This window comes from Ruegeria sp. HKCCD7559, assembly GCF_013110575.1.
In the GTDB taxonomy this organism is placed as follows: Bacteria; Pseudomonadota; Alphaproteobacteria; order Rhodobacterales; family Rhodobacteraceae; genus Ruegeria.
The window spans coordinates 207,783-226,774 of record NZ_WVQU01000004.1 but is presented as its reverse complement, the minus strand read 5'-3'; the positions used below and the strand labels follow the sequence as shown (position 1 = coordinate 226,774).

22 protein-coding genes are annotated in these 18,992 nt (G+C 59.5%); 16 read left to right on the top strand and 6 right to left on the bottom strand.

Going from position 1 to position 18,992, the window contains the following annotated elements; genetic code table 11:
- Positions 1–72 precede the first annotated feature (72 nt).
- Positions 73–627 carry a YqgE/AlgH family protein gene (locus GS605_RS13440; protein WP_171724292.1) on the top strand — a complete coding sequence of 185 codons (555 nt, stop codon included), beginning with the start codon at positions 73–75 and terminating at the stop codon, positions 625–627.
- Here the strand turns inward: GS605_RS13440 and GS605_RS13435 are convergent, their stop codons facing one another.
- Positions 628–1,578: an L-threonylcarbamoyladenylate synthase gene (locus GS605_RS13435; RefSeq protein ID WP_171724291.1), complete on the bottom strand. Its 951-nt coding sequence runs from the start codon at positions 1,576–1,578 to the stop codon at positions 628–630. It lies immediately after the preceding gene.
- Between the two features lie 138 nt (positions 1,579–1,716).
- On the opposite strand from GS605_RS13435, the gene GS605_RS13430 reads away from it, so the two are divergent.
- The 7 genes from GS605_RS13430 to GS605_RS13400 all read left to right on the top strand — a co-directional run bounded on the left by GS605_RS13430 (position 1,717) and on the right by GS605_RS13400 (position 8,221).
- On the top strand, positions 1,717–3,420 hold the full coding sequence (locus tag GS605_RS13430; RefSeq protein WP_171724290.1) for an acyl-CoA dehydrogenase: 1,704 nt from the start codon (positions 1,717–1,719) through the stop codon (positions 3,418–3,420).
- Entirely contained in the window at positions 3,420–4,466 is a 1,047-nt protein-coding gene (locus GS605_RS13425; protein WP_171724289.1) for an MBL fold metallo-hydrolase, read from the top strand. The genes GS605_RS13430 and GS605_RS13425 overlap by 1 nt, the downstream gene beginning before the upstream one ends.
- Positions 4,467–4,470: 4 nt before the next feature.
- Positions 4,471–4,923, top strand: a complete 453-nt coding sequence (locus GS605_RS13420; RefSeq protein WP_170346311.1) for a DUF6173 family protein — start codon at positions 4,471–4,473, stop codon at positions 4,921–4,923.
- A 56-nt stretch (positions 4,924–4,979) separates the two neighbouring features.
- Positions 4,980–6,821: a glycerophosphodiester phosphodiesterase gene (locus tag GS605_RS13415; RefSeq protein ID WP_171724288.1), complete on the top strand. Its 1,842-nt coding sequence runs from the start codon at positions 4,980–4,982 to the stop codon at positions 6,819–6,821.
- Complete coding sequence (locus GS605_RS13410) at positions 6,808–7,347, top strand: hypothetical protein (protein ID WP_171206075.1); 540 nt, start codon at positions 6,808–6,810, stop codon at positions 7,345–7,347. Before GS605_RS13415 ends, GS605_RS13410 begins: the two co-directional genes overlap by 14 nt.
- An 89-nt stretch (positions 7,348–7,436) precedes the next feature.
- Complete coding sequence (locus tag GS605_RS13405; protein WP_050604020.1) at positions 7,437–7,571, top strand: aa3-type cytochrome c oxidase subunit IV; 135 nt, start codon at positions 7,437–7,439, stop codon at positions 7,569–7,571.
- A gap of 17 nt (positions 7,572–7,588) precedes the next feature.
- Positions 7,589–8,221, top strand: a complete 633-nt coding sequence (locus GS605_RS13400; protein WP_171206074.1) for a hypothetical protein — start codon at positions 7,589–7,591, stop codon at positions 8,219–8,221.
- Here GS605_RS13400 and GS605_RS13395 read toward each other — a convergent pair.
- Together GS605_RS13395 and GS605_RS13390 are read right to left on the bottom strand one after the other, a co-directional pair.
- Positions 8,210–8,542 carry an AzlD domain-containing protein gene (locus GS605_RS13395; protein WP_171634997.1) on the bottom strand — a complete coding sequence of 111 codons (333 nt, stop codon included), beginning with the start codon at positions 8,540–8,542 and terminating at the stop codon, positions 8,210–8,212. The two genes, GS605_RS13400 and GS605_RS13395, sit on opposite strands and share 12 nt — an antisense overlap.
- Complete coding sequence (locus GS605_RS13390; RefSeq protein ID WP_171634995.1) at positions 8,539–9,255, bottom strand: AzlC family ABC transporter permease; 717 nt, start codon at positions 9,253–9,255, stop codon at positions 8,539–8,541. The genes GS605_RS13395 and GS605_RS13390 overlap by 4 nt, the downstream gene beginning before the upstream one ends.
- Positions 9,256–9,304: 49 nt before the next feature.
- Here GS605_RS13390 and fdhD point away from each other — a divergent pair, with 49 nt between their 5' ends.
- From fdhD to GS605_RS13360, 6 genes are read left to right on the top strand one after another with little or no spacing between them, the layout of a single operon-like run.
- Complete coding sequence (fdhD, locus tag GS605_RS13385; RefSeq protein ID WP_171724355.1) at positions 9,305–10,192, top strand: formate dehydrogenase accessory sulfurtransferase FdhD; 888 nt, start codon at positions 9,305–9,307, stop codon at positions 10,190–10,192.
- Positions 10,189–10,725 carry a hypothetical protein gene (locus tag GS605_RS13380; RefSeq protein ID WP_171724287.1) on the top strand — a complete coding sequence of 179 codons (537 nt, stop codon included), beginning with the start codon at positions 10,189–10,191 and terminating at the stop codon, positions 10,723–10,725. The genes fdhD and GS605_RS13380 overlap by 4 nt, the downstream gene beginning before the upstream one ends.
- Entirely contained in the window at positions 10,722–11,366 is a 645-nt protein-coding gene (gene mobA / locus GS605_RS13375; protein ID WP_171724286.1) for a molybdenum cofactor guanylyltransferase MobA, read from the top strand. Before GS605_RS13380 ends, mobA begins: the two co-directional genes overlap by 4 nt.
- On the top strand, positions 11,363–11,854 hold the full coding sequence (mobB, locus tag GS605_RS13370) for a molybdopterin-guanine dinucleotide biosynthesis protein B (protein ID WP_171634989.1): 492 nt from the start codon (positions 11,363–11,365) through the stop codon (positions 11,852–11,854). The genes mobA and mobB overlap by 4 nt, the downstream gene beginning before the upstream one ends.
- A 20-nt stretch (positions 11,855–11,874) precedes the next feature.
- Positions 11,875–13,920, top strand: a complete 2,046-nt coding sequence (gene glp / locus GS605_RS13365) for a gephyrin-like molybdotransferase Glp (protein ID WP_171724354.1) — start codon at positions 11,875–11,877, stop codon at positions 13,918–13,920.
- The gene (locus tag GS605_RS13360; RefSeq protein WP_371807761.1) at positions 13,917–14,510 is read left to right on the top strand and encodes a GNAT family N-acetyltransferase; all 594 of its coding nucleotides are present in this window, start codon (positions 13,917–13,919) and stop codon (positions 14,508–14,510) included. The genes glp and GS605_RS13360 overlap by 4 nt, the downstream gene beginning before the upstream one ends.
- Here the strand turns inward: GS605_RS13360 and GS605_RS13355 are convergent.
- From GS605_RS13355 to GS605_RS13345, 3 genes are all read right to left on the bottom strand, one after another.
- Positions 14,507–15,502 (bottom strand): hypothetical protein, encoded by a 996-nt coding sequence (locus tag GS605_RS13355; protein WP_171634986.1) that lies wholly within the window; start codon positions 15,500–15,502, stop codon positions 14,507–14,509. The two genes, GS605_RS13360 and GS605_RS13355, sit on opposite strands and share 4 nt — an antisense overlap.
- 14 nt (positions 15,503–15,516) lie before the next feature.
- Positions 15,517–15,987: a transcription elongation factor GreA gene (greA, locus tag GS605_RS13350; protein WP_170346321.1), complete on the bottom strand. Its 471-nt coding sequence runs from the start codon at positions 15,985–15,987 to the stop codon at positions 15,517–15,519.
- Between the two features lie 231 nt (positions 15,988–16,218).
- Positions 16,219–16,599: a VOC family protein gene (locus GS605_RS13345; protein ID WP_171206067.1), complete on the bottom strand. Its 381-nt coding sequence runs from the start codon at positions 16,597–16,599 to the stop codon at positions 16,219–16,221.
- Positions 16,600–16,685: 86 nt separating this feature from the next.
- On the opposite strand from GS605_RS13345, the gene soxR reads away from it, so the two are divergent.
- Together soxR and GS605_RS13335 are read left to right on the top strand one after the other, a co-directional pair.
- Positions 16,686–17,141: a redox-sensitive transcriptional activator SoxR gene (gene soxR, locus GS605_RS13340; protein ID WP_171724285.1), complete on the top strand. Its 456-nt coding sequence runs from the start codon at positions 16,686–16,688 to the stop codon at positions 17,139–17,141.
- Positions 17,142–17,277: 136 nt separating this feature from the next.
- The gene (locus GS605_RS13335) at positions 17,278–18,924 is read left to right on the top strand and encodes an electron transfer flavoprotein-ubiquinone oxidoreductase (RefSeq protein ID WP_171634982.1); all 1,647 of its coding nucleotides are present in this window, start codon (positions 17,278–17,280) and stop codon (positions 18,922–18,924) included.
- Positions 18,925–18,992 lie beyond the last annotated feature (68 nt).

Sequence of the window (18,992 nt, the reverse complement as noted above, 5' to 3'; positions counted from 1 at the left end):
CGGGTTGGTCTCTTGCAAACTGGGGTGCGGCAGGGCCATTGTTGACGTGAACGGACAAAGAGATGAAGGCCCATGGACCTGACCGGAAAACTGTTGATTGCGATGCCCGGAATGGGCGATCCGCGATTCGACCATTCGGTGGTGTATATGTGCAGCCATGGCGACGATGGCGCCATGGGATTGATCGTGAACAAGCCTTCGGATCTGCGAATCAAGACGTTGCTGGGGCAACTGAACATCGCCTGCAGTATCCCGGTGATCGGAGAGCGCCTTGTGCATTTCGGTGGCCCGGTCGAGATGTCGCGCGGATTTGTCCTGCACAGCGCCGATTATGAGGCCAATCTGCATTCGATGCATATTTCCGCGGATTTCAGCATGACGGCGACGCTGGATGTGCTTGAAGATCTGGCCTCTGGCAGCGGACCACTGAATTCGATGCTGACGCTGGGCTATTCCGGCTGGGGCCCGGGTCAGCTTGAGGACGAAATCGCGATGAACGGCTGGCTGACCACCGAAGCGACGACGAAACTTGTCTTCGACGTGCCTGATGACGAAAAATGGGAAGCTGCCTTGGCGACGCTAGGGGTGGACCCTCTGACGTTGTCCGCCAGCGCAGGCCGGGCCTGATCAGCTGTCGCGTGGCGCAGCGGCGCGGCGCAGCCGGTCGTTTATTGCAGCCCCCAATCCGGTGTTCGGGATCGGAGATACGGCAATTGGTCGGCCGGTCTCGTTCAATCTGTGAAGGGCTGCAAAGAGGTTCGCGGCCGCCTCGGTCAGACGTCCTTCAACAGACAGGTTCAGGTCGCAATCCACCGCTCCAAAGCCCAGCAGAACCTCATCCCCGTGACGCGCAGTGGCGTTCAGGCGGACCGGGGCGTCGGGCGCATAATGCGACTGCAATTGCCCCGGAGCGGTCAGCAGATCGCTGGATTGATGCAGGTGCAGGTGCATGTTCAGCACGCTTTCGATCCGGTCCAACGCAACGCCGCCCGGACGCAGCAATGTGAGCTCTCCGGCCAGACCGACAATGGTGGATTCCAGCCCCACCGCACAGGGGCCGTCGTCCAGAACTGCCGCGATCCTTCCGCCAAGACCGGACCACACATGAGCCGCCGTCGTGGGGCTGATCTGACCCGAGGGATTAGCCGAAGGGGCCGCGACCGGTCCGTCAAAGTCGGCCAGCAGCGCACGCGCCGTCGGATGCGCAGGCACCCGCACGGCCAGAGTGTCCAGCCCGGCGGTCACCAGCGAGGAAACCCCGTGCCCTTCGCGCAACGGCAGAACCAGGGTCAGAGGACCGGGCCAGAAGGCCTGCGCTAGCTGCTCGGCCAGATCCGACCATTGCACAAAGCGCTGGGCCGCTTCGACCGAGGCGACATGGGCGATCAGCGGGTTGAAGCTGGGCCGTCCCTTGGCCTCGTAAATCGATGCGACGGCCTGTCCGTTGCGGGCATCGCCGCCAAGGCCATAGACCGTTTCGGTCGGAAAAGCGACCAGAAGACCCTGGCGCAATAAATCGGCAGCCTGCGCGATGCCGCCGGGATCTGCCGTCAATTCCTGTGTGCCGGATGAGATCATATCTGATGACGCCGCGTTTTGGTTGCCTGGAACTTGAGGTAAGGTACGTAATCGGTTCAGGCCCACACGCTTACCGGCGCTTGCATTTGATTCCAAGCCCGCCGATGTATTCTGATCCGTTAGACCCCGAGAGAAATCATGCCATATCGCGCCCCAATCTCAGATTATCAATTTCTGCTGGACCATGTCGTCGGGTTCGACCAGGTCGCCGCCACCGAGATTTTCGAAGATGCCAGCGCCGATGTCGTCACGGCCATCCTGACCGAAGCGGCCAAGATGAGCGAAGAGGTTCTGGCCCCGTTGCAGCGTGCCGGTGATCTGGAACCGGCGCGGCTTGAGAATGGCGTGCTGCGCAGCTCTCCGGGTTATGCCGATGGCTGGAAGGCGATTGCCGAAGGCGGGTGGATCGGGATCAGCGCTGATCCCCAATTCGGCGGAATGGGCCTGCCGATGGCTGTCACCACTGCCGTGAACGAGATGATGAGCGCGGCTTGCCTGTCGCTGCAACTTGCTCCGCTGATGGCGCAGGGCCAGATCGAGGCGTTGGAACACCACGCCAGCGACGACTTGAAGTCACTGTATCTGCCCAAAATGATTTCCGGTGAATGGTCTGCGACCATGAACCTGACCGAAGCTCAGGCCGGATCGGATGTGGGTGCGCTGACCTCGAAGGCCGAGCCAAATGGTGATGGCACATACTCGGTGACCGGGCAGAAGATCTTCATCTCTTGGGGCGACAACGACTTTGCTGAAAATGTCTGCCATCTGGTTCTGGCCCGTTTGCCGGATGGTGTGCCCGGCACCAAGGGCATTTCCTTGTTTCTGGTGCCGAAATACATCCCCGATGCGGATGGCAATCCCGGCCTGGCCAACGACCTTAAGGTTGTTTCCGTCGAACACAAGATGGGCCTGCATGGCTCACCCACCTGCGTGATGCAATATGACGGCGCCAAAGGATGGCTTGTCGGTAAGGAACATGGCGGTATGGCGGCCATGTTCACCATGATGAACAACGCCCGCCTGGGCGTGGGTGGCCAGGGTGTGGGCGTTGCGGAAGGCGCCTATCAGCACGCTTTGGCCTATGCGCTGGAACGCAAGCAGGGCAGGACGCCTTCTGGTACGATCATCGATCATGCGGATGTGCGTCGCATGATCATGGATATGCGCGCCGATATCTTTGCCGCTCGGGCTATTCTTCTGGCCAATGCGACCGCGATTGACATGGCGAAAGCCACCGGCGACGCCGATTGGGCCGCGCGGGCCGCGTTGTTGACGCCAATCGGCAAGAACTTTGGGGCCCGGACCGGGATACGCGTGGCCGAAACCGGCGTACAGGTGCATGGCGGAATGGGCTTTGTCGAAGAAACAGGCGCGGCGCAATATTCCCGCGATGTTCGCGTGACCGCGATTTACGAGGGAACCGACGGCATTCAGGCCATGGACCTTGTTGCACGCAAAATGATGGACGGGGGCGAGGCGGCGTCGAACCTTCTGGACGAGATCGAAGAACAGGCCGAGCGCGCGCGCGCGACGATGCCCGATCTGGCCGGTCCAGTGTGGGAGGCAACAGAAACCCTGCGCGAGGCAACCGAATGGTTGGTGGCACAAGACGACATGAACGACCGATTTGCAGGCGCAACGTCCTATCTTCAGGCGTTTGCCCGGGTTCTTGGCGGGCATTATCACCTGTCCGCGGCTCTGGCTGACCCGGAAGGACCACGGGCCAAACTGGCGCGCTACTACATCAACGCCTTGTTGCCCGAGCATTCCGGGCTTCTGACGCGGGTGCAAAGCGGTGCGGGTGACCTCTTTTCGCTCAGCCCGGATGAGTTGGCGGCGTGATGGACGGGGATCGCGTATCGGGGATCAGATATCCGTGGGCTGAACCGCCCGCGCCGGGTGAAGCCGTCGAAGTTGCCGAGGGTGTACTGTGGATGCGCCTGCCTCTTCCGATGGCGCTGGATCACGTCAATATCTACGCGCTGGACGATGGCGAAGGTTGGACGGTGATTGACACCGGGCTGTCGTCAAACAAGACGCGGCGTATCTGGGAAACCCTGATGGGCGGGCCTTTGAAAGGCAAACCGATCACCCGTGTTGTGGTGACGCATCATCATCCAGACCATGTTGGCAATGCCGGGTGGTTTCAGTCGGAACACGGGGCTGAGCTGGTCACAAGCCGCACCTCATGGCTGTTCGCGCGGATGCTGACGCTGGATGTGCAAGAGACATGGCCGCAGGAAACGCTTGATTTCTATCGCAGCGCCGGCATGGCACCCGAGGTTCTGAATGCGCGGATGAAGGATCGTCCGTTCAACTTTGCCGACACGGTTTACCCCATGCCGTTGGGCTTTGCCCGGATCAAGCAGGGCGACGTGATCCGAATGGGAGGGCGCGACTGGGATGTGCATATGGGCAATGGCCACGCGCCGGAACACGCCACCTTCTGGAGCAGTGACGACAATCTGGTGTTGAGCGGCGATCAGATTCTCAGCTCGATCAGTCCCAATCTGGGCGTCTATGCCACGGAACCGATGGCCGATCCGGTTTCAGCGTGGCTGGAAGCCTGCGAGCGGTTGCAGACGCTTGCCCGGCCCGATCATCTGGTTCTGGGCGGGCACAAGCTGCCGTTTTCGGGCCTGCCGCTGAGGATGAAACAGCTGATCGACAACCACCACGGCGCGTTGGGCCGCCTGTTGAAACATCTGGATCAACCCAGAGCGGCCGCAGATTGTTTTCTGCCCCTGTTCAAACGCACGATCCGCGAAGGCGAATATGGGCTTGCGCTGGTTGAGGCGGTTGCGCATGTGAATCATCTCTACCACATTGGTGCGGTAACTCGGACGCAACGCGCTGACGGGGCATGGCTGTACCAGCGCAAAGGGTAGAAGAATGCAGGACCAGATCGAAACCTCGGCCGAGGCCGCCGAAGCCGCCGCTTTGCCGCGGTGTCACGAGGTGCACGCGGATCCCAATGCCGAATCCGGAGCCAAGGACCTGCCCGAGGGGTTGAAAAAGCCTGTTGCCAACAAAAGCCCGGCGCAATGGGCTTACGAGCGTTTGATCATGTATATCCAGAACTTTGAAAAGACGCTGGACGGTGATCACGAAGTCGCGATGGGCTTTACCGGCGGCGATGCCGGCGTCATGCGGATCGAAGGGATGGGGTATTTCGACCCCGACATGATCACCTTTTACGGATCCGACGGAACCGGGGCCCGCACGCAATTGGTGCAGCATGTCAGCCAGTTGAACGTGATGCTGCGCGCCCTGCCCAAATCGGTCGAGGACAAACCCGCCAACCGCATCGGTTTCCGTCTGGCGGCGGATCTGGAAGACAGCTGACTTGCAATTCACGCTTGCGCGCCTTTGAATGACTGCATCAGTCCGGAGGCGCCCACGTGACAAGATTTTTTCAAGCAGTAACACATGCCTATGCAGGTGCCTGGGAACGGCGCCGGGTCTTTGTGCCAATTTATGTCGCTGTTCGCTTGCTGCTGGTGGCGCTGATCGCGCCGGGTGTGGCTGTGGCGGTCAATCTGGCGGTCTCACTGTCAAATCAGACCGCTCTGACCGATCAGGACATTGCGATGTTCCTGCTGTCTCCGGCAGGGTTCATTGCGGGTGTTGCGGTGCTCAGTCTGTTTTTGCTGGCTGAGGTTATTGTGTTCGCGGTCATGGCCGGGTCCTTGCGTATGGGAGAAAATGACCCTTGGCGCGCAGGCAGTGCGGCACTGGCACTGAACCTGTCCCGCTTTCCGGCGCTGTTCGGATTTGCCGTTCGGTTCATCCTGCGCGTCCTGCTGCTTGCCCTGCCGTTTGTGGCCGTCGCGGGGTTGATCGCATGGTGGACGCTGACGGAATATGACATCAACTATTACCTGACATTCCACCCTCCGGCCTTTCAGGTGGCCGTGGTACTGATCGGGCTTGTCGTTCTTGCGTTGGCATGGGTGTTGATCCGCCGTCTGTCGGGATGGGCGCTGGCGTTGCATCTGGTCCTGTTCGAGGGGGCCTCACCACGCGGAGCATTTGCGAAAAGCGAACAAAAGATGGAAGGCAAGCGCGGGCGTTTGAAGATCGAGCTTGCTCTTTGGCTTGGACTGCGGCTTGTGATTGCAGCTTTGATCGCGGCGGTGGCCAGTCTGTTGTTTGCAGTTGTGCCTTTGCAGGAAGGCGGCAGCCTCAGACTGGCGTTGATCCTCAGCCTGATCATTGCGGGGCTTTGGTCCCTGGCGGGGTTGGTTCTGGCGGCGACGGCGCTGGGCGCATTGGCGGTCTTGCTGGACGGCTTCTTTGAAGCTGAGACCAAGGACGTTCCCCATCCCGAACCCCGAAGGATTCGCGTGCCGGTTCTTGTCACTGTCGCGACGGCCTTGGCCGCATTGGGCGTGGGCTTCTGGCTTGGGCAAAGCTTGCTGGAACGCGTGCAGGCGCCGGATCAAGCCGAGGTCATCGGCCATCGGGGCGCTGCGGCCTTGCGACCTGAAAACACAATGGCCTCGGTCCTGAAAGCGATCGAGGATGGAGCGGACTGGGTTGAGATAGACGTTCAGGAAACGGCGGATGATGTAGTTGTCGTGGCCCATGACAGCGATTTCATGAAGTTGGCCGGCGTCAACCTGAAGGTCTGGGATGCGACGATGCAGGATGTTGCTGATATCGACATCGGAAGCTGGTTCGGACCGGAATACGCCGCAGAGCGGACCCCGACCCTGCGAGAGGTTCTGGAAGCGGCCAAGGGCAAGTCGAAGGTTCTTATCGAGCTGAAATATTATGGTCACGACGTCGATCTGGAAAATCGGGTGATCGGCCTTGTCGAAGAGCTAGGGATGCAGAACGACGTTGCCACCATGTCGCTGAAATACCCGGCCGTGCAAAAGATGGAAAAGTTGCGGCCCGACTGGCGCTCTGGTGTGCTGGCGGCCACGGCCATTGGGGATCTGTCGGGGCTGGAAGGTGAATTTGTCGCCGTCAATGCAGGCATGGTTACACCTGGGCTGATCCGCAAAGTGCAGGACGCTGGTAAGGATATCTATGTCTGGACGGTGAATGATCCGTTGCAGATGTCCAGGATGGCCTCGATGGGTGTGGATGGTTTGATTACCGACCGCCCGGCCATGGCCAATGAGGTTTTGCGCGTCCGCGCTGAAATGGGGCCGGGCGAGCGGCTGTTGCTGTGGCTGGCAACCACCTTTGGATTGCAGGTCGATACAGAGGCAATGCGCGATGAAAGTCCTTAACATGGCGCTGTTTCTGTCTCTGCTGCCACTGTCGGCATGGGCACAGGATCTGATGCGCGGATTTGAGATGCCGGGCCACCGCGCCCTGATCGAGCAAAGCAAGGACGCCGAACTGACGCCGTTTGAAACCGATGGCTGTTCAGGCGGGTTGTCAGCCAGTTGGCGCTGGGTGGCAAAGCAATTCCCACAGGTTGGCGCGCTATATCAAGAGCACCCGCCGTGGGAGTACTGCTGCGTCATCCACGACCGGGCATATCACAATGCTGGCGGTGCAGAGACAGCCAGCGAAAGCTATGAGGCACGTCTGGCAGCGGATGACGCCTTGCACGCCTGTGTGGTGCAGCACGGAGACAACCATGCCGAGGACTATGCCGACCAGTACGACATGTCGCCTGAACAGATTCGCAGCGTGCACGCGATCACCGCGGATGCAATGTACGGGGCGGTGCGATTCGGTGGCGGGCCGTGCAGCGGCCTGCCCTGGCGGTGGGGGTTCGGGTATCCCGGTTGTTCGGTTCTCAAGTAACAGCGTCCTGCGCGCGAATGACGTGGTGACAGGCGTTCTGTTTTCTATTATCCAACAGATCAAACACGCGAATTGGGAATCTGAGACTCATGGCTGAACACAAGCACGGCGAAATGGACATCACGGTCCAAACCAAGACATTCAACGGTTTCATCAAAGCCACCACGTGGTGTGTGGTCGCCATTGCCTTCCTTTGCCTGTTCCTGGCGGTTTTCGCCTCCTAATTGTTTCGGGGGCTGACTTGCTCAGGATATTGATTGCTTGCTTGCTGGCAGCGACAGTGGCGGGCTGCGCCAATTCGAACCGACCACAGGCGGATCGGAACGAAATCGTGTCCCGGTCCTACCGTGATCCGGGGCCAGCGACCCTGACGCTGTACACAATGATCAACACACGCACCGGATCGGGCGCGCATACGTCGTTGATGATCTCGGGCAGCGAGCGGGTGATCTTTGACCCTGCCGGTTCGTTCCGGGCGGATGTGGTTCCGGTGAAGGATGATGTGCTTTACGGCATTACCCCGGCGGTCGAACGAGCTTATCGCAGCTCGCACGCGCGCGAGACGCATTATGCCCGCATACAGACCATTCAGGTGAGCCCGCAACAGGCTGAAATCGCCTTGCAACTGGCAAAGCAATCCGGTCCGGTCGCTGGCGCGTTCTGCACCAACTCGACTTCCCAACTGTTGAAGCAGGTACCGGGGTTCGAGCAGATTGATGTGACGTTCTATCCGGTGAACCTGTCGGAACAGTTCGCGCAGATTCCGGGCGTCGTGACCGAAGAATATCGGGAAAATGACGATGCGGATCTGCAAAAGGGGCTGGCGGCAAACAATGCGCGTCTCAACCAGCTCGACGCTGTCTCAACTCAGTAGATAAAGCAGACCATAGAGCGTGGCGGCCCCGGAAAAGATGGCCGCTATCACGTTTTTGCTGATCACTCCCACCGCCAGGGCAACGGCTGCCGCCGACATACGTGGCAGATCAGGCTGCCCTTCGGTGGCAGAGGGCCAAACGACCAGCGGTGCGATCAATGCAGGAAGGATGGCCACTGCTGTATATCGCAGGTGACGCAGCAGCCAAGGCGGCATTGGGCGATCACCCACAAAACCGATAAAGACAAAGCGCAGCGCATAGCTGCCTATGGCAAGCCCGATGATAATGGCCCAGATGGTGACGGAATCGGGCTGAGTCATAACTGCGCCTTTCTACGTTCGAGGATCAGTTCCGCCTGTGCTCCGGCAATCATTCCAGCGCATCCGGCGATCAGCAGGCCCAGATTGAACGGGATTACGACGGTCAGCAAAGATACCGCAATGGCCACAAGGGCCGCGACCACATGTGCAAAGGTCCGCATCATCGGCCCTATCATGGCCAGAAAGGTGATCGGCAGGGCAAAATCCAGTGCCCAGCTTTCCGGTATTTGCGCACCCAGCACTGCGCCCAGATAAGTGCCCAGAATCCAGAGCGGTGTGATCGGCGTGACAGAGCCCACGAAATAAGCCATCCGTTGCGGCACTGACAGGTCGGGCTCTTTCTCGAACCGCACGATCGAGCAGGCATAAGATTGATCCACGGTCAGGTATGCCGCAAAGGCACGCTGCCACATGGGCGCGGAACCCAGGTAAGGTGTCAGTGATGCGGAATACATCGCCATACGCAGATTCACAGCCAGCGCCGAGACTATGATGATCACGGTCGGGGTGTTGTCCTGCAACAATTGCAACGCCGCGAATTGCGCGGCACCTGCAAAAACGGTCGATGTAAAAGCCATCGTCTGGACAAGGGTCAACCCGGCTTCGGTCGCAAAAACACCGAACAGAAGGCCAAAGGGCACGGCGACGAAGACAAACGGCGTCCCATCCCGAAAACCTTTCCAGAAGTATGACTTGGATGTGGCAGAGGCCATGGCTAAATCCTATGGTGATTCATGCAGCAGTAACTGTCTTGGGAAGGGGTTGCAATTGGCCACGGAATTCGATCTGTCGGACTATCTTATCGCCCCTGATCCGGCTGCGATGCGCCTGACCCGAGCGGTCGAGGGTGTGGATCAGAACGGTGAAATCAGCCAGATATCTGTGGTCGAGGAACGCCCGCTTACGATCTTTCTCAATTCGCAGGAAATCGTGACGGCGATGACGATTGGCGATTATCCCGAATATCTTGCGCTGGGCTTTCTGCGCAATCAGGGGATGCTGCTGTCGGATGATGAAATCACGCGCGTGGAATATGACGAGGACCTTGAAACCGTGATCGTCCGAACCGCGCGCGAAACATCTTATGAAGACAAACTGAAGAAAAAGACCCGCACCAGTGGGTGTGCCGTGGGTACTGTGTTTGGCGACATGATGGAGGGCCTGGAAGACGTACAACTGCCACAGGTTCAGGTGCGAACTTCCTGGCTGTATGATCTGGCCTCGAAGATTAACCGCACTCCGTCGCTGTACCTCGAAGCCGGAGCGATTCACGGCACGGTCCTGTGCCGTGAAAACCGCCCGCTGGTCTATATGGAGGACGTGGGCCGCCACAACGCCGTCGACAAGATCGCAGGCTGGATGCTGTCAGAAGGAGAAAGTGCCGAGGACAAGATCCTCTATACCACTGGTCGCCTGACATCCGAGATGGTGATCAAATCGGCGATGATGGGGATTCCGGTACTGGCGTCCCGCTCGGGCTTCACCGCCTGGGGCGTCGAGATCGCGCGCGAGGTCGGGCTGACGCTGATCGGGCGGATGCGCGGCCAGCGCTTTGTGTGCCTGTCGGGTGAGGATCGCCTGCTGCGCGACGTGGACCCGTCAACCGTTGCTGTCGAAGACAGGAAACACCGCCGGAAAAGTGCAGGATGATTTTGGAAACCCTTAGACTTTTTTTCTTGTTTGTTGTTGCAGTCAGTATCTTGCCGCTGAGCATTCTTGCTGCACGAAACTACGCACGCAGCAAACGGACAATCGTAGATGGGATGGCGCGGTTGGACGAAGAAACTTTGGATCGATTGGGGTGGGAGGCAAGAGAATACATCGGCACATTCGACCTGTTTGCCCCATTCCGGATGGGATGGGCAGCTTGGGGATTGGCGGTGCAAAAACAACGCGCCGTATTGCAACGTATCCTTCTTCAAAGTTTGCCAGACTCAGTCGTTTTGCCAGGCGAAATCAGTCGATCACTTCGCAGGTATCGGTGCTTGTTCTGGGCGTTTTTCGCGCCTGTGACGGTTTTGGTGCTCTTTTCCGCTTTCATTCGCTTGAGCCATGTCTTGGCCGGCTTTTCCGGACTTCCTTTGAGCCTGTGTTTCATTTTGCTGGGTGCGGGCAACGGGGTTTGGATTTTCACACCGCTGGAGAAATTTCGAAAATGGCCGGAAATCGAGGATTTATCATGACGAAACCGCTCGGAATCATTCTTGCAGGCGGGCAGGCCACACGTATGGGTGGCGGCGACAAGGGCCTGTTGCAGATCGGGGGGCAGAGCCTGCTGTCCTATGTGATTGACCGTTTGTCCCCACAGGTAAGTGGGCTGGCCTTGAACGCGAATGGCGACCCTGAGCGCTTCGCTGATCTGGGCCTGCCCGTCCTGCCTGACACGATCGAAGGGTTCGCCGGGCCTCTGGCCGGTGTGCTGGCCGGGCTCGACTGGGCGGCAGAGCAGGGGGCGGACAGCATCGTGACAGCTGCTGCGGATACGCCGTTTTTCCCGCGCGATCTGGTGGCGCGACTGACGCAAGCTGCGGAAAGGCAGGTACACCCGTTGGTTTTGGCTACCACGCCGCGTTCGGGCGACGAGGCGCTCAAATCCGGTGGCGGCAAGCGAGTCAACCGACACCCGACATTCGGGCTTTGGCCCGTGGCGCTGCGCGATGATCTGCGGGCGGCGCTGATGGACGGGTTGCGCAAGGTGGTGTTGTGGACTGACAAACATGACGGGCGCGAGGCTTTGTTTTGCGCCGACCCGTTTGATCCGTTTTTCAACGTCAACACGCCTGAAGATCTGGATCGTGCCCGAACACTGTTGGAGCAGGCATGAGGGTCTATGGCGTCACGGGCTGGAAGAATGCCGGCAAAACCGGGCTGATGGAACGGCTGGTGGCCGAGATCACAGGCCGGGGCTTTACGGTCTCTACGGTCAAGCACGCGCATCACAGTGTCGATGTGGATCAGCCGGGCACCGACAGTCACCGGCACCGCGTTGCGGGGGCCAGCGAGGTGCTGCTTGCCTCGGGGCAACGCATTGCTTTGATGCAGGAATTGCGGGGCGCGCCTGAACCGCCGCTGGCCGAGCTGTTGGCGCGGCTCTCGCCGGTCGATCTGGTGTTGGTCGAAGGGTTCAAGCGCGAGGTCCACCCCAAGATCGAAGCGTATCGCGCCGCGGCGGGCCATGTGCTGATGGCACCTGAAAATGGCACCATCCGCGCCGTGGCCAGCGACACTCCGCTGGATTTGGACCGCCCGGTCTATGATCTGGACGATACTGCTGGGATTGCTGACTTCATCCTGAAAGAGGTTGGTTTGTGAGCCTGTTCCAGACCTTTGCAATGGTGGATTGGTCTGGCGGAAACGACACCGGGCCGACCCCGCGCAAGGATGCGATCTGGGCCTGCATTGCACGAAACGGAAAAGCGTTTGACCCCGAATACCTGCGCAACAGGCGGATAGCCGAGCAGAGGTTGGATGCTCTGATCCGGGCCGAGCTTAAGGCCGGTCGCCGTCTGCTTCTTGGGTTCGATTTTCCTTTTGGATATCCTTGCGGCTTCGCACGGGCGATGACCGGAACGGACGATCCGCTGGTGTTGTGGGATTGGTTCGACCAACAAGTCGAGGATTCTCCGAAGGCCAACAACCGCTTTGATCTGGCGGGTCGGATCAACCTTCAGTTTGGCGGCCGTGGTCCGTTCTGGATGAATGGATTGCGCCGAGATATTAACGGCCTGCCGCGTACCAAATCGGACTATTCCAACCCGTTCCCGAACCGTCGTGTCGTTGAGACTTTGGCAAAAGGAAGCTTCACCTGCTGGCAGATGGCAGGGGCAGGCGCGGTTGGTGGCCAAGTCATGATGGGGCTGCCGATTCTGAACCGGCTTCGCCACCGGTTTGCCGGGCAAATCTCGGTCTGGCCGTTCGAGCCGCTGGATAAACCTGTTGCCTTCGTGGAAATCTGGCCGTCTTTGACCCTTGGCGCTGCGCCGGATGGGCGGATCAAGGATGCCTGGCAGGTTGAACAGGTCGCCTTGACTCTGTCGCGTTTGACAGAGCAGGAGTTGGATGCGCAATTGAACGTCTCAGCGGCAGAGGAAGGTTGGATATTGGGTGTACCTCAGGACAAGCCGAACATAGCCCCGCCCCCGTTGCGGAACGATTGCTTCGCGTTGCCCGCCGGTGTCAACTGGACACCGGTGGATGAGGCGCTGACTTGTTTGCGTGACAGGCTGCACCCGATTACCGCGTCTGAGACGATGGCGCTGACCCAGGCATGCGGGCGCGTTCTGACCGGGGATGTGGTCGCCCGACGCTCGAATCCGCCGCAACCGAATACGGCCGTGGATGGGTACGGGTTTGCCGGTCCCGCCCCTGATGGCCCACAGATCATGCCATTGGTTGACGGGCGCGCGGCGGCAGGGATCCCGTTCGATGGTGACGTGCCTGAAGGCCGGGCCTTGCGCGTGCTGACGGGGGCGGCGCTGCCCGCCGGTGTCGACACGGTCATTCTGGAAGAGGATGTCACGGTCAAGGACGGCCACATAGCCTTCCACGGCCCGCTGAAAAAAGGCGCCAACACACGGCGCGCGGGAGAAGATGTGGCCGCAGGCGATATCGCCCTTCCTGCCGGGCGCAGGCTGACCCCTGCCGATCTTGCGCTGCTGTCTGCCGTGGGGATTGCCGAAGTCAACGTGCGCAAACCGCTTCGCGTGGCCGTGGTCTCTACGGGCGATGAATTGGTCGAAGCCGGAGAGAACGCTGGTCCGGGTCAGATTTTCGACGCCAATCGCCCGATGCTGCTGTCCTTGATCGATCGTATGGGGTTCGTACCCGTGGATATGGGGCGTGTTTCGGATGATCGGGACGCCTTGCGGGATCGATTGGATCAGGCCGCAGAGCAGGCGGATGTGATTTTGACCAGTGGCGGCGCGTCAGCGGGTGACGAAGACCATGTTTCGGCCCTTTTGCGTCAGGCCGGAGCGATGCAGCACTGGCGCATTGCGTTGAAGCCCGGGCGGCCGCTGGCTTTGGGTTTGTGGTCTGGCGTGCCGGTGTTTGGCCTGCCCGGAAATCCGGTTGCCGCCATGGTCTGTACGTTGATCTTCGCGCGTCCGGCCTTGGGGCTGATGTCCGGCGAAGGCTGGGCTGAACCGCAAGGTTTCGAAGTGCCTGCCGCCTTTGAAAAGCGCAAGAAGCCCGGTCGCCGGGAATATCTGCGCGCCCGAATGCGGGACGGGCGGGCCGAGGTCTTCCACTCGGAAGGATCAGGCCGGATCAGTGGCCTCAGCTGGGCTGAAGGGTTGGTTGAAATCGAGGACGGTGCGCGCCATGTCAAACCGGGCGATATGGTCCGGTTCCTTCCTTATGGAAGTTTCGGGTTGTGACGGTCACGATTTCCAGAGGGTTCGCCGATCAGGAACGCGCGCAAGCGGCGGTACTGTTCTGGCAGGCATTTGCGGCAAAGCTGGGCAAAGTCATGGGGCCGGACGAAAAAGGACTGGCTTTCTTTGAAATCGCATTGAACCCGGATTTCGCGCTGGTTGCACGGGATGAAGCGGGCCGGATGCTGGGGCTGGCAGGTTTCAAGACACGCGACGGCTCTTTTGCGGGGGGCAATATGTCTGATCTGGCTCGGGTCTATGGCTGGTTCGGGGCGACCTGGCGCGCCTTGGTTCTGAGCGTGCTGGAGCGCGAACTGAAACCGGGCGTGTTCCAGATGGATGGTATTTTTGTCGCTGCCGAGGCGCGCGGCAAAGGAGTTGGCACGGCATTGCTGAATGCCATCAAGTCCGAGGCCCGCAACCGAGACATCTCAGAGGTTCAGCTTGATGTCATCGACACGAACCCCCGCGCCCGCAACCTTTACGAGCGCGAGGGATTCCAGCCCCGGGGTCAAGAAAAAACCGGACCGCTGAAGTATCTGTTCAATTTCAGCAGCGTGACCAAAATGTCGTGGATTGTCGGGGCGGATTAATCAAACGTGCCCGCCACGCGACCCAGCAACATGAATGCGCGGGCCGTTCGGGTTTCACCCAGTTCACTCAGTTCCGCATCGCTTGCCGTGGGTTCGAACTCGGCCATCATCTTGTCAAACCGGCGCAGGAAATGGTGCGCGGCGTCGCGGAAAATCGGATCCTGTTTCATCCGGGCTGCCGTCAGCGCAAGTGAGGATCTGTCGCGTACCCCCCCCAGCGCCGCCACGGCGCGCCCGCGTGTGCCCTGGGCGAACTGGCGCCAGATTTCTGGCCGGGCCTTGTCGGGCCGCAGGTCATCCATGTAGATGCCTTCCTGGCTGAGCAGCGTCAGAACATCCTGCGAAGCTTGCACAAGCTGTGCCGTCTTGCGGTCCTTCAATGCAACACGCAGCGCATTGAACCCCTCGGTGTCATCCTGCGTTTCGGGGAAGTTCAGGGCGCGGATGAAAACCTCGGTACTCAGCGGCGGTGTGATCTCTTCCGCAGGTGTGCCCAGTTCCAACGAGGTCTGGTCGCCCTGAGCGGAACTCTGCGCGGCCGTTGCAGAGCGCGCTGTGCGTTTGGTCGAGAACGTTGCCAAGGCGTCTTCGGTTTTCCGTGTGGCCGCAGCGATTTCATCCAGCTTTTTTGTCACCGCAGGTTCATAGGTGCTGGAGGCGCGCTGCTGCTGCGCCACATAGGCCTGCCGGATCGCGTCGATTGCCGTTTGCAACCGCGCACTTTCCTCTCGCATCACCCGGCTGGCGCGCATCGCGGTGGCCGCAACCCAGATCATCGCCACGGGCATGAACACGGCCAGAAAGGCGACGACAAAGCCGCCGTTCTGCCCCTGACCGGGCAGCACGAGAAAGACGACCGACACCACCAGCCAGATCAGGCTGAGCACCAGTGCGGCAATCTCGATTTCGGTGACAGCCGGAGTCTTCGGGCGATCATAGATGCCCAGCGACGTCGGCTTTTCGGTTTCCGGGTCAGGTTTTGGCCCCGACATTACATGCGCTCCGGTCAGGCGTACTCGATACTCAGGATTTCGTAAGAGCGCACGCCTCCGGGGGTGCGCACTTCGACACTGTCCCCTTCATCTTTGCCGATCAGGGCGCGGGCGATGGGGGATTTGATGTTCAGCAGGCCGTTTTCGATATTGGCCTCGTATTCACCAACGATCTGCCAGGTCTTTTCTTCATCGGTATCTTCGTCGACCAATGTGACTTTTGCGCCAAACTTGACCGCACCCGACAATTTTGCCGGATCGATGACATCGGCCAGCGACAGAATACCTTCCAGTTCCTTGATGCGACCTTCGATGAAGCCCTGTTTTTCACGGGCAGAATGATATTCGGCGTTTTCCTTCAGGTCGCCCAGCTCGCGCGCCGAGGCGATGGCTTCGATGATCGCCGGGCGTTCAACGGATTTGAGGTTCTTCAGCTCAGCCTCGAGCGCGGCATTGCCCGCAGGCGTCATCGGGATCTTTTCCATACTCTCTACGTCCACGCATAAATTGAGTCGCCCCGCCGCACAGGAGCGTCGGGGCGAATGTTAGATTGGCAGTTACCTGACCCAAATGCCACGTGAATTGCAAGAGGTGACAGCGTCAGCAGCGGTCAATTCGCGACTTCGCGCCGTTTTGGTTTGGGGTGGGGCCTGTGCCGATGATCCGGATGCCGCGACCTGCGCCAACGCTGCGATGGAGTGCAAAGCCAAATCATCTCAATCATATTGCACCACTTCGAACTCGATCCCGTTGTCATCGCGAAAATAGAACCGGCGCCCTGGTTCGTAATCGGCATGGTTGTGGGGCTCGAATCCTGCCTTGCGAACCTTGTCTTCGGTGGCATCGATGTCTTCGACCAGAACACCCACGTGGTTCAGCCCGCCGATCACATCATAGCTGCTTTCATCCGACTGTTTCGGATCATCAGGTTTGTAAAGCGCCAGATACGTGTGGGCCGAGCCGACATGCACAGTGTATCCGCCGGCAATTGCGGGGCCTTCCCAACGGGTCTTCCAGCCAAAGACCTTTTGCATCCAATCGGCCGAGGCTTTCGGGTCGCGGACAGTGAAGTTGGTGTGTTCAAGCGTCGCCATCATGGGATCTCCTGTGTTTTTTGGCTTGTCCCGACTCAGCGTAATTTCTAAACCTAACTTTAGGTCAAGGAATTTTTCATGAGGGTTTGATGGCGGTATCAGAGGGGCTGGCGATTGGCGCATTGGCCCGGCGCACAGGTCTGGCCGTGTCGGCCATCCGGTATTACGAAGCGCAGGGTCTGATTTCGCCCTGGCGCAACGCGGGCGGACAGCGACGCTATCAGCGGGCCGATATTCGGCGACTGAGCTTTGTCATGATTGCGCAGCAGTTCGGCCTGACCCTGCCTGAAATCCGTCAGGTGCTGTCGGGCCTGCCAGGAAACCGCACGCCGACGCCCCAGGACTGGAAGGCAATCAGTGTACAGCTGAGGGCCCATCTGGATCAGCGAATCGACACCCTGATGCGGTTGCGCGACAATCTGGATGGCTGCATCGGATGCGGGTGTCTGAGCCTGCCGAAATGCGCGCTCTACAACCCCGATGACCGGGCAAAATCGCATGGTAGCGGTCCCAGGTACCTGATGGGGGATGCACCAGAGGGGTGATGTGTCGAATAGCGCCCTTGTTACGCCGTGTTTCGATTGACCAATGTCTTTCCGACCATGTAATCAGCCGTGAAACAAAATTGCGCAGATCATGCGGTGACAGCGCCAATTCGGAAAGTTAGCTAGGGAGCCCGCGATGGCCGAGATTGAACGCGAAGCGATGGAATACGATGTGGTGATCGTGGGTGCAGGACCTGCGGGCCTGTCGGCGGCCATCCGTCTGAAACAGCTGGATGCCGACCTGAACGTTGTCGTTCTGGAAAAGGGTTCCGAGGTTGGCGCGCATATCCTGTCGGGCGCGGTTCTTGATCCCTGTGGTCTGGACGCGCTGATCCCGGATTGGAAGGAAAAAGGCGCGCCGCTGAATGTGCCCGTGAAGGACGACAAGTTCTACATGCTGGGTGAAGCAGGCCAGGTCCGCATCCCGAACTTCCCGATGCCGCCGCTGATGCACAACCACGGCAACTACATCGTTTCGATGGGCAATGTGTGCCGCTGGATGGCGGAACAGGCCGAAGAACTGGGTGTCGAGATCTTTCCGGGCATGGCGTGCTCGGAAATGGTCTATGGCGACAATGGCGAAGTCAAAGGCGTGGTAGCAGGTGTTTTTGGTCTGGAGGCAGACGGTTCCTACGGCCCCAACACCGAACCGGGGATGGAGCTGCACGGCAAATATGTCTTCCTGTCAGAAGGTGTGCGCGGGTCGCTGTCCAAGGAAGTGATCGCCAAATACGACCTGTCTGCGGGCAAAGAGCCGCAGAAATACGGTGTCGGCATGAAAGAGATCTGGGAGATCGACCCTGCCAAGCACAAGGAAGGCAGCGTGACGCACACGATGGGCTGGCCTTTGGGCAGCAACGCAGGCGGCGGATCCTTCATCTATCATCTTGAAAATAATCAGGTCTATGTCGGCTTCGTGGTGCACCTGAATTACAAGAACCCGCATCTGTACCCCTATATGGAGTTCCAGCGTTTCAAGCACCATCCGATGGTGGCCGATCTGCTGAAAGGCGGCAAGCGGGTCGCTTACGGCGCCCGTGCGATTACGGAAGGCGGCTATCAGTCGATGCCGAAACTGGTCGCGCCGGGCGTGGCGCTTTTGGGCTGTTCGGCGGGCATGGTCAACGTGCCGCGCATCAAAGGCAACCACAACGCGATGCTGTCGGGCAAAGCTGCGGCCGAGGCTGCTTTCGAAGCGATCAAGGCCGAACGTTCGGGCGATGAGCTGACGGCTTACGAGACCGAAGTTCGCAATGGTGCGATTGGTTCCGACCTGAAAAAGGTTCGCAATGTCAAGCCGATGTGGTCGAAATGGGGTCTTACCGCCAGCCTGATGTTGGGTGGTCTGGACATGTGGACCAACACGTTTGGCTTTTCGCTGTTCGGCACGTTGGGCCATGGCAAGAACGACGCGGAATCGACCGAGGATGCCAGCAAGCACCAGCCAATCGATTATCCAAAGCCGGATGGAACGCTGTCCTTCGATCGTCTGACGAATGTCTCGTTCGCAGCGACAAACCACGAGGAAAGCCAGCCCTGCCATCTGCGCCTGGCCGATCCCGAGATCCCCGTGAAGGTCAACCTGCCTAAATACGATGAGCCGGCACAGCGGTATTGCCCGGCAGGTGTGTATGAAGTGGTCGAGGATGAGAACGGCCCGCGATTCGTCATCAACTTCCAGAACTGCGTTCACTGCAAAACCTGCGACATCAAGGATCCCAGCCAGAACATCACCTGGACCACACCGCAGGGCGGCGACGGTCCAAACTATCCGAACATGTAAGCAAAAAACGGGCAATGGCTGCGCTGTGAAGGCTCTGCCATTGCCTCTTGCCTGCCGAAGCCCTAGCT

Excerpts from the sequence above, each read along its gene's own strand:
- GS605_RS13440 (WP_171724292.1), top strand. The coding sequence starts at position 73 with ATGGACCTGACCGGAAAACTGTTGATTGCGATGCCCGGAATGGGCGAT.
- GS605_RS13435 (WP_171724291.1), bottom strand. The coding sequence starts at position 1,578 with ATGATCTCATCCGGCACACAGGAATTGACGGCAGATCCCGGCGGCATC.
- GS605_RS13430 (WP_171724290.1), top strand. The coding sequence starts at position 1,717 with ATGCCATATCGCGCCCCAATCTCAGATTATCAATTTCTGCTGGACCAT.
- GS605_RS13425 (WP_171724289.1), top strand. The coding sequence starts at position 3,420 with ATGGACGGGGATCGCGTATCGGGGATCAGATATCCGTGGGCTGAACCG.
- GS605_RS13420 (WP_170346311.1), top strand. The coding sequence starts at position 4,471 with ATGCAGGACCAGATCGAAACCTCGGCCGAGGCCGCCGAAGCCGCCGCT.
- GS605_RS13410 (WP_171206075.1), top strand. The coding sequence starts at position 6,808 with ATGAAAGTCCTTAACATGGCGCTGTTTCTGTCTCTGCTGCCACTGTCG.
- GS605_RS13405 (WP_050604020.1), top strand. The coding sequence starts at position 7,437 with ATGGCTGAACACAAGCACGGCGAAATGGACATCACGGTCCAAACCAAG.
- GS605_RS13395 (WP_171634997.1), bottom strand. The coding sequence starts at position 8,542 with ATGACTCAGCCCGATTCCGTCACCATCTGGGCCATTATCATCGGGCTT.
- GS605_RS13390 (WP_171634995.1), bottom strand. The coding sequence starts at position 9,255 with ATGGCCTCTGCCACATCCAAGTCATACTTCTGGAAAGGTTTTCGGGAT.
- GS605_RS13380 (WP_171724287.1), top strand. The coding sequence starts at position 10,189 with ATGATTTTGGAAACCCTTAGACTTTTTTTCTTGTTTGTTGTTGCAGTC.
- mobA (WP_171724286.1), top strand. The coding sequence starts at position 10,722 with ATGACGAAACCGCTCGGAATCATTCTTGCAGGCGGGCAGGCCACACGT.
- mobB (WP_171634989.1), top strand. The coding sequence starts at position 11,363 with ATGAGGGTCTATGGCGTCACGGGCTGGAAGAATGCCGGCAAAACCGGG.
- glp (WP_171724354.1), top strand. The coding sequence starts at position 11,875 with ATGGTGGATTGGTCTGGCGGAAACGACACCGGGCCGACCCCGCGCAAG.
- GS605_RS13355 (WP_171634986.1), bottom strand. The coding sequence starts at position 15,502 with ATGTCGGGGCCAAAACCTGACCCGGAAACCGAAAAGCCGACGTCGCTG.
- greA (WP_170346321.1), bottom strand. The coding sequence starts at position 15,987 with ATGGAAAAGATCCCGATGACGCCTGCGGGCAATGCCGCGCTCGAGGCT.
- GS605_RS13345 (WP_171206067.1), bottom strand. The coding sequence starts at position 16,599 with ATGATGGCGACGCTTGAACACACCAACTTCACTGTCCGCGACCCGAAA.
- soxR (WP_171724285.1), top strand. The coding sequence starts at position 16,686 with ATGGCGGTATCAGAGGGGCTGGCGATTGGCGCATTGGCCCGGCGCACA.
- GS605_RS13335 (WP_171634982.1), top strand. The coding sequence starts at position 17,278 with ATGGCCGAGATTGAACGCGAAGCGATGGAATACGATGTGGTGATCGTG.